The sequence below is a fragment of the Burkholderia sp. AU32262 genome (assembly GCF_020419985.1).
GTDB classification, from domain to species: domain Bacteria; phylum Pseudomonadota; class Gammaproteobacteria; order Burkholderiales; family Burkholderiaceae; genus Burkholderia; species Burkholderia semiarida.
The window spans coordinates 50,441-65,139 of the sequence record NZ_JAIZRS010000036.1 but is presented as its reverse complement, the minus strand read 5'-3'; the positions used below and the strand labels follow the sequence as shown (position 1 = coordinate 65,139).

16 protein-coding genes are annotated in these 14,699 nt (G+C 67.0%); 5 read left to right on the top strand and 11 right to left on the bottom strand.

What is annotated here, in order from left to right:
* The 6 genes from LGN10_RS30295 to dapF all read right to left on the bottom strand — a co-directional run.
* Positions 1-276: RNA polymerase-binding protein DksA (locus LGN10_RS30295; protein WP_226225976.1), on the bottom strand; the 276-nt coding region annotated here is incomplete at its 3' end.
* 495 nt (positions 277-771) lie between these two features.
* Positions 772-1,947 carry a CobW family GTP-binding protein gene (locus tag LGN10_RS30290; protein WP_226225974.1) on the bottom strand — a complete coding sequence of 392 codons (1,176 nt, stop codon included), beginning with the start codon at positions 1,945-1,947 and terminating at the stop codon, positions 772-774.
* Between the two features lie 97 nt (positions 1,948-2,044).
* A complete protein-coding gene (locus tag LGN10_RS30285) occupies positions 2,045-3,259 on the bottom strand; it encodes a class I SAM-dependent rRNA methyltransferase (protein ID WP_011546461.1) in 1,215 nt (404 codons plus the stop codon).
* A gap of 76 nt (positions 3,260-3,335) precedes the next feature.
* Positions 3,336-4,256 (bottom strand): tyrosine recombinase XerC, encoded by a 921-nt coding sequence (gene xerC / locus LGN10_RS30280; RefSeq protein WP_059642549.1) that lies wholly within the window; start codon positions 4,254-4,256, stop codon positions 3,336-3,338.
* A gap of 13 nt (positions 4,257-4,269) precedes the next feature.
* Positions 4,270-4,989 carry a DUF484 family protein gene (locus LGN10_RS30275; RefSeq protein ID WP_059642547.1) on the bottom strand — a complete coding sequence of 240 codons (720 nt, stop codon included), beginning with the start codon at positions 4,987-4,989 and terminating at the stop codon, positions 4,270-4,272.
* Between the two features lie 37 nt (positions 4,990-5,026).
* Positions 5,027-5,896: a diaminopimelate epimerase gene (dapF, locus tag LGN10_RS30270; protein WP_060312248.1), complete on the bottom strand. Its 870-nt coding sequence runs from the start codon at positions 5,894-5,896 to the stop codon at positions 5,027-5,029.
* Between the two features lie 387 nt (positions 5,897-6,283).
* Here dapF and LGN10_RS30265 point away from each other — a divergent pair, with 387 nt between their 5' ends.
* On the top strand, positions 6,284-6,586 hold the full coding sequence (locus tag LGN10_RS30265) for a HigA family addiction module antitoxin (RefSeq protein WP_226225972.1): 303 nt from the start codon (positions 6,284-6,286) through the stop codon (positions 6,584-6,586).
* A gap of 30 nt (positions 6,587-6,616) precedes the next feature.
* On the opposite strand, the gene lpxL is transcribed toward LGN10_RS30265, so the two are convergent.
* Positions 6,617-7,501 (bottom strand): lauroyl acyltransferase LpxL, encoded by an 885-nt coding sequence (gene lpxL, locus LGN10_RS30260; RefSeq protein WP_059583990.1) that lies wholly within the window; start codon positions 7,499-7,501, stop codon positions 6,617-6,619.
* 265 nt (positions 7,502-7,766) lie between these two features.
* On the opposite strand from lpxL, the gene metK reads away from it, so the two are divergent.
* A complete protein-coding gene (metK, locus tag LGN10_RS30255) occupies positions 7,767-8,954 on the top strand; it encodes a methionine adenosyltransferase (protein WP_011546455.1) in 1,188 nt (395 codons plus the stop codon).
* A gap of 111 nt (positions 8,955-9,065) precedes the next feature.
* On the opposite strand, the gene LGN10_RS30250 is transcribed toward metK, so the two are convergent.
* Positions 9,066-9,407 (bottom strand): hypothetical protein, encoded by a 342-nt coding sequence (locus LGN10_RS30250; protein ID WP_059583988.1) that lies wholly within the window; start codon positions 9,405-9,407, stop codon positions 9,066-9,068.
* A 352-nt stretch (positions 9,408-9,759) separates the two neighbouring features.
* On the opposite strand from LGN10_RS30250, the gene LGN10_RS30245 reads away from it, so the two are divergent.
* Positions 9,760-10,533 carry a phytanoyl-CoA dioxygenase family protein gene (locus LGN10_RS30245; RefSeq protein WP_059583986.1) on the top strand — a complete coding sequence of 258 codons (774 nt, stop codon included), beginning with the start codon at positions 9,760-9,762 and terminating at the stop codon, positions 10,531-10,533.
* A gap of 139 nt (positions 10,534-10,672) precedes the next feature.
* Here LGN10_RS30245 and LGN10_RS30240 read toward each other — a convergent pair whose 3' ends face one another.
* Positions 10,673-10,879 (bottom strand): DUF3185 family protein, encoded by a 207-nt coding sequence (locus tag LGN10_RS30240; protein WP_059583985.1) that lies wholly within the window; start codon positions 10,877-10,879, stop codon positions 10,673-10,675.
* Between the two features lie 193 nt (positions 10,880-11,072).
* Between LGN10_RS30240 and mgrA the strand changes: the two genes are divergently transcribed.
* The gene (mgrA, locus tag LGN10_RS30235; protein ID WP_060312242.1) at positions 11,073-12,116 is read left to right on the top strand and encodes an L-glyceraldehyde 3-phosphate reductase; all 1,044 of its coding nucleotides are present in this window, start codon (positions 11,073-11,075) and stop codon (positions 12,114-12,116) included.
* 107 nt (positions 12,117-12,223) lie between these two features.
* On the opposite strand, the gene LGN10_RS30230 is transcribed toward mgrA, so the two are convergent.
* Positions 12,224-12,409: a hypothetical protein gene (locus LGN10_RS30230; protein WP_006482800.1), complete on the bottom strand. Its 186-nt coding sequence runs from the start codon at positions 12,407-12,409 to the stop codon at positions 12,224-12,226.
* A 354-nt stretch (positions 12,410-12,763) separates the two neighbouring features.
* Complete coding sequence (locus LGN10_RS30225; RefSeq protein ID WP_226225971.1) at positions 12,764-13,651, bottom strand: DMT family transporter; 888 nt, start codon at positions 13,649-13,651, stop codon at positions 12,764-12,766.
* Positions 13,652-14,457: 806 nt separating this feature from the next.
* On the opposite strand from LGN10_RS30225, the gene LGN10_RS30220 reads away from it, so the two are divergent.
* Entirely contained in the window at positions 14,458-14,670 is a 213-nt protein-coding gene (locus LGN10_RS30220) for a hypothetical protein (protein ID WP_006477514.1), read from the top strand.
* Positions 14,671-14,699 lie beyond the last annotated feature (29 nt).

The window sequence follows — 14,699 nt, the reverse complement described above, 5'->3', positions numbered from 1 at the left end:
GCGGGCGAGCGACTGCTGAACCTTCTTGAGGAGCTTGCGTTCGCGATCGCGCGTGCGCAGCTCGAGCGCGTGCTCTTCCTCGATCGTCGCGCGGTCGGCGGGATCGGGGACGATCACCGTCTCGCGCGGGTTCTCGGTCGTCTGGCCTGCATTCTTGAGGATGTCCGCCTGCAACTGTTCGAGCCGATTTTTGAAGAAGGCGAGCTGATCCTCATTCATGTAATCCTTGTCGCTCATCTTCAGGATTTCGGCTTCGGTCAAGAGTTTCTTCGTCATCTGCTTGCTTCTTCAATGTGCGGCAAATCAACAGATATTGCCTGCACTTTGGGATTACCCGCAACCGCGCTTGCAATCATTTGCGATTTGCCGCCGCGGGGCCGAAAGCCTCTGGAAAACCGGTTCTCAAATACCAGGATAGGCCTGGCGCAGATTTGCGCGCGCTGCGAACCGGTGTGCTGCGCGGCACATCGCATCGGCCGCGGCCGGGAGGCGGATTGGCGATCCGGCGCGGTTGCGATGCCCGGAAAACTGGTTCAGCAAGAACCGGGCCTGTTTGTTGCCGTACTCCAGCGGGCACGTATTGTAACTGAATCGCAAGCGGGCGCCGTATCGGGTCGATCCCCGTCGGCTGCGCCAATATCTAGAAAATATAACGCGCAAATCGCGAAAAAGCGATGACGGCGAAACCCTGCCCGGCAAAGGCGTCGCGCGGCGGCCCCCGCCGCCTCGCAGGCGGCCGGGCAGCAAGGGCGCGGCGGGCGCCTGCGCGGGTCAGGCGAGGCAGGCGTCGAGGCCGTCGGTGATCAGGTCCTGCGGCAGGTCGACGCCGATGAACACCATCTTGTTGGTCTTCTTCTCGACCGGCAGCCACTTCGCCGCGAGGTCGCTGCCCATCATCTGGTGCACGCCCTGGAACACGACCTTACGGTCGACGCCCTTCATGTACAGCACGCCCTTGTAGCGCAGCATCCGCTCGCCGTAGATCTGCAGGATGCCGCCGAGGAAGTCTTCCAGCTTGTTCGGATCGAACGGGCGGTCGTTGCGGTACACGAACGACTTGATCTTGTCGTCGTGGTGCGCGTGGTGGTGATGGTGGTGGCCGTGGTCGTGATCGTGCGCGCATTGGCCGTGATCGTGGTCGCAATTCGCGTGATCGTGATCATGGCCGTGATCGTGGTGGTCGTGCGCGTGATCGTCCTCGGCGAGGAAATCGGGATCGATCTCCAGCTTCGCATTCAGGTTGAAGCCGCGCAGGTCGAAGATTTCCTTGATGTCCGCCTCGCCGAAATTCACGACCTTGATCGCGGCCTTCGGGTTCATGTGCATCAGGCGGTGCTTGAGGCCGGCGACGGTCTGGTCGTCGACGAGATCCGACTTCGTGATGAACAGGCGGTCGGCGAAACCGACCTGGCGCTGCACCACTTCGTGTTCGTCGAGCTGCGCGTTCGCGTGCTTCGCGTCGACCAGCGTGATGATCGCGTCGAGCAGGAAATCGTCGGCGATCTCGCTGTCGATAAAGAAGGTCTGCGCGACGGGGCCCGGGTTTGCGAGGCCGGTCGTCTCGATCACGATGCGGTCGAAGTCGAGCTTGCCTTCGCGCTTCTTCGCGGCCAGGTCGCCGAGCGCGCGGGCGAGGTCGCCGCGGATCGTGCAGCAGATGCAGCCGTTGCTCATCTGGATGATCTGCTCGTTCGAATCCTGCACGAGGATTTCGTTGTCGATGTTCTCTTCGCCGAACTCGTTCTCGATCACGGCGATCTTCATGCCGTGCTGTTCGTTCAGGATGCGCTTGAGCAGCGTCGTCTTGCCGCTGCCGAGGAAGCCGGTAAGGATGGTGACGGGAGTGGCCATGTCGGTCGCCTGTGGTTCGTGAATCGGGGTCAAAACCAGGATGTGCGTCGCGCCCTCGCGCTGCGAGCCGGGGCGCACAACCATCCATTGAAACATACCTGTCAAGCCCCCGCCCGTCGTCCGGACGACAGGGGCAAGCGTCGGCCCGACAGGCGGGGCCGGCGGACCAGGGTGTCCGCCAAGATCGGGGCGATCAGACGATTTGCAACAGCAGGCCCTTCAGATATTCGCCTTCCGGGAACGCCGCGAGCAGCGGGTGATCGACGCCCGCGCCGAGCCGCTTCAGGATCCGCGCGTCGACCTTCGCGTCGGCCGCGGCGCCCGCGACGATCTTCTGGAACAGGTCCATGTCGATCGCGCCCGAGCACGAGTACGTGAACAACAGGCCGCCCGGACGCAGCAGCCTGAAGCCGCTCAGGTTGATGTCCTTGTACGCGCGCGCCGCACGATCGACGCTGTCGCGCGTCGGCGCAAACTTCGGCGGATCGAGCACGATCAGGTCGAAACGCTCGCCTTCGTCGACGAGGCGGCGCAGCGTCTTGAACGCATCGGCGTCGAGCCAGGTCGCGCGCGCCGCGTCGAAGCCGTTGGCCACGACGTTCTGCTGCGCGAGCGCGAGCGCGTCGCCCGACGAGTCGATCGAGACGACGCGTTTCGCACCGCCCTTGAGCGCCGCGAGCGAGAAGCCGCCCGTGTAGCAGAAGCAGTTCAGCACGTCGCGGTCGGCCGCGTACTGCGCGACGAGCGCGCGGTTGTCGCGCTGGTCGACGTAGAAGCCCGTCTTGTGGCCGTTCGGCACGTCGACGTGGTAGCGCACGCCGTTTTCGTTCGCGATCAGCGTCGCGGGTGGCGCGTCGCCGGCCAGTACGCCCGTCGTCTGTTCGAGCCCTTCCTTGTCGCGGATCGACACGTCCGAGCGCTCGTACACGTTCGGGCAGCCGGTCGCGCCGGTGAGCGCCGCGACGATCGCGTCCTTCCACGCTTCGACGCCCGCGGCCATGAACTGGCACACGAGCTGGCCGCGCGGCGCGGCGCCGGCTTCGGCGGTGTCCGCGACGTAGTAGTCGACGATCAGCCCCGGCAGCCCGTCGGCTTCGCCGAACACGAGCCGCACCGCGCCCGTGCCCGACACCATCGTCGTGCGGTGCGCGACCGCGCGCTGCACGCGGCGCTTGAAGAACGCGTGATCGATCGGCTCGTGCTCGTCGAAGCTCCACACCCGCACGCGGATCTGCGACTGCGGGCTGTACGCGCCGCGCGCGAGGAAGCGGCCGTCGTGCGCGCGCACGAGCACGGTCGCGCCGGGCGCGGGCTTGCCGTCGACGCGGTCGATCGCATTGGCGTAGATCCACGGATGGCGGCGCAGCAGCGATTTTTCCTTGGACGGCTTGAGGGTGACGGTTTGCATGGTGAGATCGAAAGGGGCCGGGCGCGACGCCGGCCGGTGCCGGCCGCCGCGCGCGGCGGGTAACACGGGACGCGCGTCAGTCGCGCTTCTTCGCGCGCGGATGCGCACTGTCGTAAATCTTCGCGAGATGCTGGAAGTCGAGCGACGTATAGACCTGCGTCGCGGCGACGCTCGCGTGGCCGAGCAGTTCCTGCACCGCGCGCAGGTCGCCGCTCGACTGCAGCACGTGCGTCGCGAACGAATGGCGCAGCACGTGCGGGTGGACGTTGGCGGGGATGCCGGCGGCGAGCGCCGCGCGCTTCACGCGCTCGCGCACCACGCCCGGCGACATCCGGTTGCCGCGCACCGACACGAACAGCGGATGCGGATCGTGCTTCACGAACTCGCCGCGCACCGCGAGCCACGCGTTCAGCGCGTCGATCGCCTTGCGGCCGACCGGCACCTTGCGCTCCTTGTTGCCCTTGCCGCGAACGGTGACTTCGGCCTCGGCGAGATCGAGCCAGCCGGCCGAGCGGTAGCCATCGGCCTGCGTGTACCGGACGTCGAGCCCGATCAATTCGGCGAGGCGCAGCCCCGACGAATAGAACAGCTCGAGGATCGCGTGATCGCGGATGCCTTCGGTCGTGCCGGCGAGCGGCGCGTCCATCAGCGCGGATGCGTCGTCGACCGACAGCGCCTTCGGCAGGGTTTTCGGGCGCTTCGGCGCGCGTACCGCGGCGACCGGGTTCGCGGGCATCTCGATGCGTTGGGCGAGCCAGCGGTAGAACGCGCGCCAGGCGGACAGCCGGTGCGAGATCGAGCGCGCGGACAGCCCGCCCGCGTGCGCGCGCGCGACCGCGCCGCGCATGTCGGCGGCGGTCAATGCTTCGAGCGGCCGGCCGGCGGCAAGCTTCCTCAGTTCGTCGAGCTCGTGCGTGTATGCGCGCAGCGTGTGTTCCGACAGTTGCCTGACGTGCTTCAGGTTCGACAGGTAGGCGGCGATCGGATCGTCGGTCATCGCGTGCGGCGGATCAGTGCGGCAGCAGGCGCGTGAGCGCGGCGCTCGCGAGCGTCGCGATCTGCGCGAGGAAGTCGGTGGCCATCCCGTCGTGGAAGCGGCGCGGATCGGGCGAACCGAGGACCAGCAGGCCGAACGCGGGTGCATCGTTGCCGGCGAGCGGCGCACGCAGCGCGAGCAGCGCGACCGACGCGGCCGAGCCGTCGCCGGCCGGCGCGGCTTCGGTGCCTTCCGCCGCGCTCGCGGCGGCGCGCGCGGGCGCGAGCCACTGGGCGGCCTCGAAGCCCGTGTTCGCGCCGCAGTACGGCGTCGACAGCCCGTTCGTGAACAGGCGCACTTCCTCGCCGACCTGGCGGGCGAAATCGGCTTGCGCGTAGGTGTCGGCCACGTCCCAGACGCGCAGCGCCGTTTGCGGCACGTCGAACACGTCGGCGATGCCGTCGGCGATCGTGCGCGGCAGCGCATACGGATCGCGTTCCGCGATCACGCGCGCGGTCCAGCGGCTGAACTTCGCGGACAGGCTGTCGTTCTCGTGGCCGTAGCGCACGAGCTCGGCGAGCCGGCGTTCGAGATGCTTGTTCTTGTCGCGCAGCATTTCCATCTGCCGCTCCTGCAGCGAGATCGCGGCCTTGCCGTGCGGGTTCGCGAGACGGATCGTCGCGAGCAGTTCGGCGTGCTGCGCGAAGAATTCGGGATTGGCGAGCAGGTAGTCGGCGACTTCGCGATCGTTCATGTGGCTGGAGCGTTCAGTTATCAGGGACGTTGCAGGGTCAGGCGTTCAGGTCGATCTCGCCTTCGAACACGGTCGTGGCGGGGCCGGCCATCATCAGCGCGGCGGTTTCGTCGCGCGCGCCGTCCCAGCCGATCGTCAGCGTGCCGCCGTGCGTGTGCACGGTCACGGGCGAATCGAGCAGGCCGCGCCGGATACCGGCCGCGACCGCCGCGCACGCGCCGGTGCCGCACGCGAGCGTCTCGCCCGCGCCGCGTTCGTACACGCGCAGCTTCACCTCGTGGCGCGACACGATCTGCATGAAACCGGCGTTCACGCGCTGCGGGAAGCGCGCATGGCGCTCGATCAGCGGGCCTTCTTCCAGCACCGGATACGCTTCGACGTCGTCGACGACCTGCACCGCGTGCGGATTGCCCATCGACACCGTCGAGATCCAGCGCGTCGCGCCGCCGACGTCGAGCGGCCACAGCGTGTCGTTGCCTTCCTTGCGGCCGTCGAGGCCCGACGCCTCGAACGGCACTTGCGCGGGCGCGAACACGGGCGCGCCCATGTCGACGACGACTTCGCCGTTCTCCTGCAGCGTCAGCGTGATCAGGCCCTTCATGACCTGCACGCGCACGCTGCGCTTGTCGGTCAGGCCGCGGTCGCTGACGAACTTCACGAAGCAGCGTGCGCCGTTGCCGCAGTGCTCGACCTCGCCGCCGTCGCAATTGAAGATCCGGTACTTGAAATCCGCGCCGTCGACGGTCGGTTTCTCGACGAGCAGCAACTGATCGGCGCCGATACCGAAGTGGCGGTTGGCGAGCGCGCGCACCTGCGCTTCGGTGAGCGGCGGCAGCGCGCGCGAATAGCCGTCGAGCACGACGAAGTCGTTGCCCGCGCCGTGCATCTTGGTGAACGAGAGTTTCACTGGGTCCGGAATTCCATGGCGAACAAGGCGGTCGGCACGACACGGACGGCCGGCTGCCATGCCGGGCGGCCTCGTTCGTCGTGCCGATCTCAACCGCAAATGATACATGCAGCCGACAGGGGCGTCCTGCGCCGGGCGGGCCGGCGTCCGTTGTGCGGGGGGCGAGGGCCGTGTCTGCCGATCGCGCCGACTGGTCGCGCGGATGATGAGCGGGCGGATTGACAGGGGGCGGCGTGGCGGGCTCGGCTGTGGCCGGTACGCGGAACGGTACGCGATGTGTATTTCGTACCCGTCAAATTGATGTCCCAATCCGGTGATTCGTATAGTGCGGCTATGCGCTGCCGGCGTTTCCGGCATCGCGCCTCGTCACTGAATTGATCCAACACCATGACCCGCATCTTCAATCCGCCCCATCCGGGCGAAACGCTGCGCGACGACGTGCTGCGGGCGCTCGGCCTGACCGTCACCGAGGCCGCGTCGCAACTTGGCGTGACGCGTGCCGCACTGTCGCGGATCCTGCACGGCCATGCCGGCATCTCGCCGGAAATGGCGCTGCGCCTCGAAGCGTGGCTCGGCGAGGAAAACGGGGGAAGGGCCGATCTGTGGCTCGCGCAGCAGTCGGCCTACGATCTCTGGCGCGCGCGCGCCAAGGGCGCGCCGAAGGTGGCGAGGGCGCGGGCACGCGCATGACGGCGCGCCCGCGCATCTCTCGCGGCAGGCTCAGTACAGGCTCGGCTCGCCGGGCGGGCGCGTCTTGAAGCGCTTGTGCACCCAGTAGTACTGCTCGGGCATCAGCGGAATCTGTTCCTCGAGGAATGCGTTCATCCGCCGCGCGTCGAGATCGTCGTCGCCGGTCGGGTAGTGATCCCACGGCTTGAATACCTTCAGACGGTAGCCCTTGTAGTTCGGCAACACCTCGCCGATGAACGGCACGACCTGCGCACGGCCCGTCTTCGCGAGCCGGCCGACGGCCGTCAGCGTGCACGCCGGCACGCCGAAGAACGGGACGAACGTCGAGTTGCGCAGCCCGTAGTCCATGTCGGCGCCGAGCATCACCGGCTTGCGGTCGCGCAGCCAGCGCAGCACGACGCGCGCGCTGTCCGCGCGGCCGACCATCTCGGCGTCGAAGCGCCCGCGCGCCTTCTTCGCCTCCTCCTCGAGCACCGCGTTCGAGAACGGCTGGTACAGCGATCCGCAGCGGCGGTGCAGCGACCGGTTCAGCCAGATCGAACCGGCTTCGATGCCGACGAAGTGCAGGCCGAGGAACAGCGTCGGCGGCAGGTCCGGATCGGTGAGATCGACCGCGCTGTCGACCTGGATCAGCTTCGCGAGCTTCTTCTCCGAGCCGAACCACTGCACGCTGCGCTCGACGTAGCTGCGGATCGCATGGCGGAAATGCCGGCCCGCCACGTCCTCGCGCCGCTCGTCGCTCCAGTCGGGGAAGCAGAGTTTCAGATTCGTATGTACGATGCGCTTTCGCCGGCTGGGGATCTGATACAGCAGCCAGCCGAGGCCATCGCCGAACCGTGCGGTCAGACCGTACGGCAGTAGCGCGAGCAGCTTCAGCAAGCCGATGGCGAGGTGCGTGCCGAGGCGGCCTAGCATGCGGAATCTCCGTGGGGCCGGCTGGCCGGCACGTTGCGAACAGGGTGGTAAGACAGCGGAAGATGCAGCACGGGCGGCGCTCTGTGACAATTCAGGAAAGCCGCTATAATACGGGCTTCGCCGAGTTAACTGACAACTTGCGGGGCGAAGCCGGCTGGCGCGACACACGCTGCCCGGTCCTGGTAATCCGCTAAAGCGTCGCCGCTTCAGGCCCAACGAAGCTGGCTACGTGAAACCAACCGTAACCACACAGGAGCCTGAAAAAGTGGCAAACGATTATCTCTTCACGTCCGAATCCGTCTCCGAAGGCCATCCGGACAAAGTCGCGGACCAAATCTCGGACGCGATTCTCGACGCCATCCTCGAGCAGGACAAATACTCCCGCGTCGCGGCGGAAACGCTGTGCAACACGGGTCTCGTCGTGCTGGCCGGTGAAATCACCACGACGGCCAACATCGATTACATCCAGATCGCGCGCGATACGATCAAGCGTATCGGCTACGACAACACCGACTACGGCATCGACTACAAGGGTTGCGCGGTGCTCGTCGCATACGACAAGCAATCGCCGGACATCGCGCAGGGTGTCGATCGTGCACACGACGACAACCTCGATCAAGGCGCGGGCGACCAGGGCCTGATGTTCGGCTATGCGTGCGACGAAACGCCGGAACTGATGCCGCTGCCGATCTACCTGTCGCACCGCCTCGTCGAGCGCCAGGCCAGCCTGCGCCGCGACGGCCGCCTGCAATGGCTGCGTCCGGACGCGAAGTCGCAGGTCACCGTCCGCTACGTCGACGGCAAGCCCGATTCGATCGACACCGTCGTGCTGTCCACGCAGCACGCACCGGACATCGAGCTGCCCGCGCTGCGCGAAGCGGTGATCGAGGAAATCATCAAGCCGACGCTGCCGGCCGAACTGATCAAGGGCGACATCAAGTTCCTCGTGAACCCGACCGGCCGGTTCGTGATCGGCGGCCCGCAGGGCGATTGCGGGCTGACGGGCCGCAAGATCATCGTCGACACCTACGGCGGTGCCGCACCGCACGGCGGCGGCGCGTTCTCGGGCAAGGATCCGTCGAAGGTCGACCGTTCGGCCGCGTATGCGGGCCGCTACGTCGCGAAGAACATCGTCGCCGCGGGCCTCGCGTCGCGCGCGCTGATCCAGGTGTCGTACGCGATCGGCGTGGCCGAGCCGACCTCGGTGATGGTCAACACGTTCGGCACGGGCCGCGTGTCGGATGCGGTGATCACGAAGCTCGTGCGCGAGCATTTCGACCTGCGTCCGAAGGGCATCATCAAGATGCTCGACCTGCTGCGCCCGATCTACGAGAAGACCGCGGCTTACGGTCACTTCGGCCGCGAAGAGCCGGAGTTCTCGTGGGAAGCGACCGACAAGGCGCTCGCGCTGGCCGAAGCGGCCGGCGTGGAGCCGACCGCACGCGTCGCGTGAGCGTCGTTCGCCTGAAATGAAAAACCCCGGCCAAGCCGGGGTTTTTTTATGGGTTCGATCGCCGAAGCAATGGCGGTCGATCGGGGCGGACGACGCCCGCCGGGTACATTCTCAGCGCGCGCCGAACCCGAACCAGCCGTTGCTGGCCGCGAGGCGACGCGGGCGGTTGATGCGGCGCTGCGGGCCGAGCTTGCGGCGCAGCGCGAGCGCGCGCAGCGACGACGGCTTCTGCAGCAGCGAGCGCAGGCCGGCGCGGCGCGCGAACGCCTGCGTGCTCATCATCGAGAAAAACGCGTGAAACCACGCACGGATGCCGTCCAGCCGGCTGTGCGGGTGCGTACGTTCGGCCAGCGCCTGCGTGCGTGCGCGGTGGTGGCGCAGCGGGCGGGCGGGAGCGGACGGCACGACGCGCTTCGCGGCGCGGTTGAAACGGGAAGTCAGACGGAATGGCATGTGAACGATGCTTCGCTTGTATGGATGGCGCCCTGCAGAGCGCACTGGTATGAACGGCCTCGGAGGACGCAACGGATCTTACCGAAACCCGTTGCGCGCCGCGCCCGCCAGAATTGACAGGCCGCGTCAGGCTACAGGGGATTCGTGACGGGCAAAAGTCGCGATAAACCCTTGTGCCGCAACGCGTGTGCCGCATACCGCCTGTCGCTCAGGCAGGTGCCGTGCCGCACAGTTCCCTTGCGCTGGATCAAATCCGCGATTGGCATGCCCCTGCGCACGACAATGGCGCTGTTCGCGGTATCCGGCGCCGATTTACAATCGTCACATTCACACAATAAACGTCTGGCATCCCATGTCGTCTCCATTGCAGTCGGAATCGATCCGCGCGCAAGTCGCGGAATTGCGCGAGCGCGGCTTCGTCGTCGCGCGCGGCCTCGTCGGCGAAGCGCAGTGCGCGACGCTCAGGCAGATCGCGGAGCGCCAGTTGCGGGAGGCCGCCGAGCCGATCGAATTCGAGGCCGACCTGCGCTACCCGGGCGCGCCCGAATCGAAGCATGCGCCGGGCGGGCATACGGTGCGGCGCCTGCTCGATGCGTACGCGCGCGATCCGGCATTCGCCGAGCGTGCGATCGCGCCCGAAATCGGCGCGTGGATGCGCGAGTATTTCGGTGAGCAACCGGTGCTGTCGCGCGCGCATCACAACTGCATGATGACGAAGCACCCGGCGTACGGGAGCCTGACCGGCTGGCATCGCGATTTCCGCTACTGGGCGTTCGAGCGCCCGGACATGGTGTCGGTGTGGCTCGCGCTCGGGCCGGAAACCAACGAGAACGGCGCGTTGTGGCTGGTGCCCGGCTCACATACGGCCGAATTCGGGCCGGAAGCGTTCGATGACGCGAAGTTCTTCCGCGGCGATTTGCCGGAAAATCGCAGGATGATCGACGCGGCCACGTGCCCGTCGCTGCAGACGGGCGACGTCGTGTTCTTCCACTGCAACACGCTGCATTCGGCCGGGCAGAACCGTTCCGACCAGGTGAAGTTCTCGCTCGTGTACACGTACCACGGTGCAAGCAACCGGCCGGTGCCCGGCACGCGCTCGGCGTCGAAGCCGGAAGTGCAGTTCTAGGCGCGGATCTGGCGGCCGGTGAAGCCGCCGCGGCCACGCGATGCGGCGCATCGCGAGCGGATGAAACGACGGGCGGCCTGGCCGCCCGTTTCGTTTGGCGCGGCCCCCGCGCGTGACGCGAGCCGCGGATGCGTCGCGATCAGCGCTTGCCGCCCGGCATCGCGAGGCCGATCAGGCCGATGAACGACGCGACGGCGCCGCCGACGATCAGCAGGATCGTCTTCGTCGCGGGCGAGCCGGTGAAGAAGCGCGACACGTTGTCGTTGATCGAATGGAACGACTGGCCGCCGAAATACAGCAGCACGATGCCGCCGACGAGCAGTGCAACCGAGATGACCCGGGACATACCAACCTCGCTGAAACGGTGATTCGAGACGCCGCAGTGTAGGCGAGCGCCGCGGTCGCGTCCATCGCCGTGCCGCCGTGCGCGATTCGGCCGCTTTCGCTACCATAGTCGTCGTATGACTCCTTCGCCGCCGTCGCGCCATCGGCGCGGCCGGCGCGCGTCCCTTCCCCCGATGTCCTGACGGAACAGACTCATGGCCTACGAAGCAGCTTCCGAACGTTATGCCGACATGCAATACCGTACCTGCGGCAAATCAGGGCTCAAACTGCCCGCCCTGTCGCTCGGCCTGTGGCACAACTTCGGCGATTCGACGCCGATCTCGACGCAGCGCGAGATCCTGCGCACCGCGTTCGATCTCGGCATCAACCATTTCGACCTCGCGAACAACTACGGGCCGCCGTACGGCAGCGCCGAAACCAACTTCGGCCGGCTGCTGAAGGAGGATTTCCGGCCGTATCGCGACGAGCTGCTGATCTCGACGAAAGCCGGCTGGGACATGTGGCCGGGCCCGTACGGCAGCGGCGGCGGCTCGCGCAAGTACGTGCTCGCGAGCCTCGATCAGAGTCTGCAGCGGATGGGGCTCGACTACGTCGACATCTTCTATTCGCACCGTTTCGACGCGCATACGCCGCTCGAGGAAACGGCGGGCGCGCTGGCATCGGCCGTGCAGCAGGGCAAGGCGCTCTACATCGGCATCTCGTCGTATTCGGCCGCGAAGACGCGCGAGATGGCCGACCTGCTCGCGCAGTACAAGGTGCCGCTGCTGATTCACCAGCCGTCGTACAACCTGCTGAACCGCTGGATCGAGCGCGACCTGCTCGGCACGCTCGACGACGTCGGCGCGGGCAGCATCGCGTTCACGCCGCTCGCGCAGGGCTTGCTCACGTCGAAGTACCTGAACGGCGTGCCGGCCGACGCGCGCGTGAACAAGCCGGGTGGCGGCTCGCTGAAGCAGGAGCACCTGAGCGCGGACAACCTCGAGCATGTACGCAAGCTCAACGCAATCGCCGAACGGCGCGGGCAGAGCCTCGCGCAGATGGCGCTGGCGTGGGTGCTGCGTGACGGCCGCGTGACGTCCGCGCTGATCGGCGCGAGCCGGGCGGAGCAGGTGCGCGAGAACGTCGGTGCGTTGAAGAACCTCGAATTCTCGGCGGAGGAGCTCGCGGAGATCGATCGCTACGCGACGGAAGGCGGCATCAATCTGTGGGAAAAGCCGTCCACCGATCAGGCGATCTGACCGGAACTCGATACGGCATGCGAAACATCGCGCGCCGTATCGTCGACGCGCAGGCAGTGCGTCACCTCGCTGCCGTGCAGCGAGGTGTGTCGCGCACGGCGGTGGCGCTAGATCAGCGCGGGCAGGCCTTCAACGAGCAATACCGCGACGCCGACGCCGAGAATGACGCCGAGTACGCGCAGCAGGTTGTGACGGAACTGGGTGGCGCACGGCACCGCGCCGAGAAATAGCGCTCCGGCCAGCGCCATCGGAATCAACAGGATGAAGTCGCCGATCGTGAAATAGGTCGTCATGCGTGTCTCCAGTGTCGGCCGAAGTGAGCGCTTCAGTGCGTGCCTTGGCGGCTCCATCCCTGCGGGATATCGGCCGAAGCCGGCACGCGCGCGCTCACCCCGGCCCCATGCCGGGTGTTTCTAATTGGTCCGGCCCGTTACGAGCAGGCCGGTCCATTCGAGTATAGGCAACCGGCGGCGTTTTTCGCTATCCGAACCATTAAAAATCAGCGGAAAGCCCCGGGAATCCCGCATTTTTCGTGCGAACAAGACGAACGCCTTGCACGCATCTTTCCCGTTCCTTTCGATTTTCGCGGAATCGTCGTATGTGTCCGATACGGGCCGCCGCACCCGCGGGCGCGGCGGCCGGCCCGCTCACGCGCGGTCGGATTGCGGGCGGCCGGCCGGCGCGCGGAACACGAGCGCGAGCCCGGCGATGATCGCGCCCATGCCGGCGAGCGCGAGCGGCTCGGGCCGGTTGCCGAGCCACGCGGCATCCATCAGCGTGGTGACGACCGGCACGAGATAGAACAGGCTCGTCACGTTCACGAGATCGGCGCGCTGCATCAATCGGTAGAACAGCAGTTGCGCGATCACCGAAATCACGATGCCGAGCCACAGCAGCGGCACGACGAACGCCCAGTTCAGCTCGAACGACACCGGCCGGAACGGCACGATCGCGACGCACAGCGCGAGGCCGATCGCGTTCTGCATCGGCAGCACGTCGGCGGGCGCCGCGCGCACGCGCTTTTGCAGCAGCGAGCCGACGGTCAGCGCGACGAGCGCCGTGAGCGCGCACGCGATGCCGGCCGCCGACAGGCCGCCCGTCCCGCCGCTCACGCCGCGACCGACGACGAGCGCGAGGCCCGCGAGCGACAGCGCGAGCCCCGCGATGCGCGCCGGCTGCCAGCGCCGCTCGACGATCGCGAGCGTGAGGATCGGCTGCACGCCGAGGATCGTCGCGAGCACGCCGGGCGCGATGCCGCGCTCGAGCGCGAGCAGATAGAAGATCGAATAGCCGCCCATCATCAGCAATCCGGTCAGCGCGGCCATGCGCCGCTCGCCGCGCGGCGGCAGCCAGCGTTTGCGCATGAACGCCAGCACGAGCAGGACGAGCGAGGCGAGCGCGAAACGGGCAGTGAGAAAGGCGAACGCGGAGGCGTGCCGCAAACCGAGTTCAGCGAAGATCGCGCCGCTGCTCCACAGCAGCACGAAGAGCGACGTCGCGCCATGCGCGGCAAGCGCACGTTTGAACGAAACCATGTGAATCCACCTGTCGAACGGATCGAAACGTTCCATCCGCGCGCGGCAACGTGCCGTGCGTCATGGCGCACGCACGTGCAGACAACGGGGCGAATGGAAGACGAAGAAGCCGGCGAGTCAGCCGGCGCGTGCCACCGGCGGGGGCGGCGCGGCGCAGACGCGCGGCGGTGCGACAGGAGGAGGAAGGACCGACGGATGCACGCACGCCCGCGGCCGCGAGTCGAACTGCGGCCGGGATGTTGCGCGGGCGGACGTGAGCGGATGCATCGTGTCGGAATGCGATTGAACGCGAATGAAAGCCAAAGGTACCGCAAGGCAGCCGTCGAACGCAACTGCTGTCGGCGGCGGCGCATCGCGGGTGGGGCGATGCAAGACGGCGCCGGCTCGCTGGCCGATGCGCATGCAAGCTTTCGACGACCGGAAGAAGGCGATCGGCAAGCGACGCGCGCGAGGTGATGTCAGCGCCGATCGCGGGCGTGTTCCGACGATCCCGCGCGGCGCAAGCGAAACGGGACGCGCGTTGCGTCGATCGCGCGTGCGCGGCGGCGCCGGACGGTTTCGGTAGGCAGCCGCATTCGACAGGGTATGATGGGGGTAACCGGGCGGGCAAGTGCGTGCCCGGCGCAGTGGTTGATTGGAGACATTCGACGAATTCGCGGCACTTCGCCCGCTTCTTCTTCTTTTCGCGCTTCGATAAACCGTGAACAATGGGATCACGCGCAACGCTCCGCCGAGAGCGGCGCGGATCGTGCATTTGCCGGCTCGCCAGCGGGCCGGGTTTCAAGATTCAAGAGTGGGGAACCATCATGCATATCGGGTCGATCGTCTGCACTACCCATATCGCGGTGCCGAAGGGCGCGCGCGGCATCGTCCAGCGCATCCTGGGCGACATGGCCATGGTGACCTGGTACGCGGGCGTGCCGGGTGAGTCGAAAGAACTCAACACCGAGCCGTTCTTTCTCGAGGACCTGATCGATACCGGCGAATCCGTCTTGCCGGCCGGCGCGGCGCTTCACTAAGGACGCTCGTACCGGACGCTCGTCTTTCG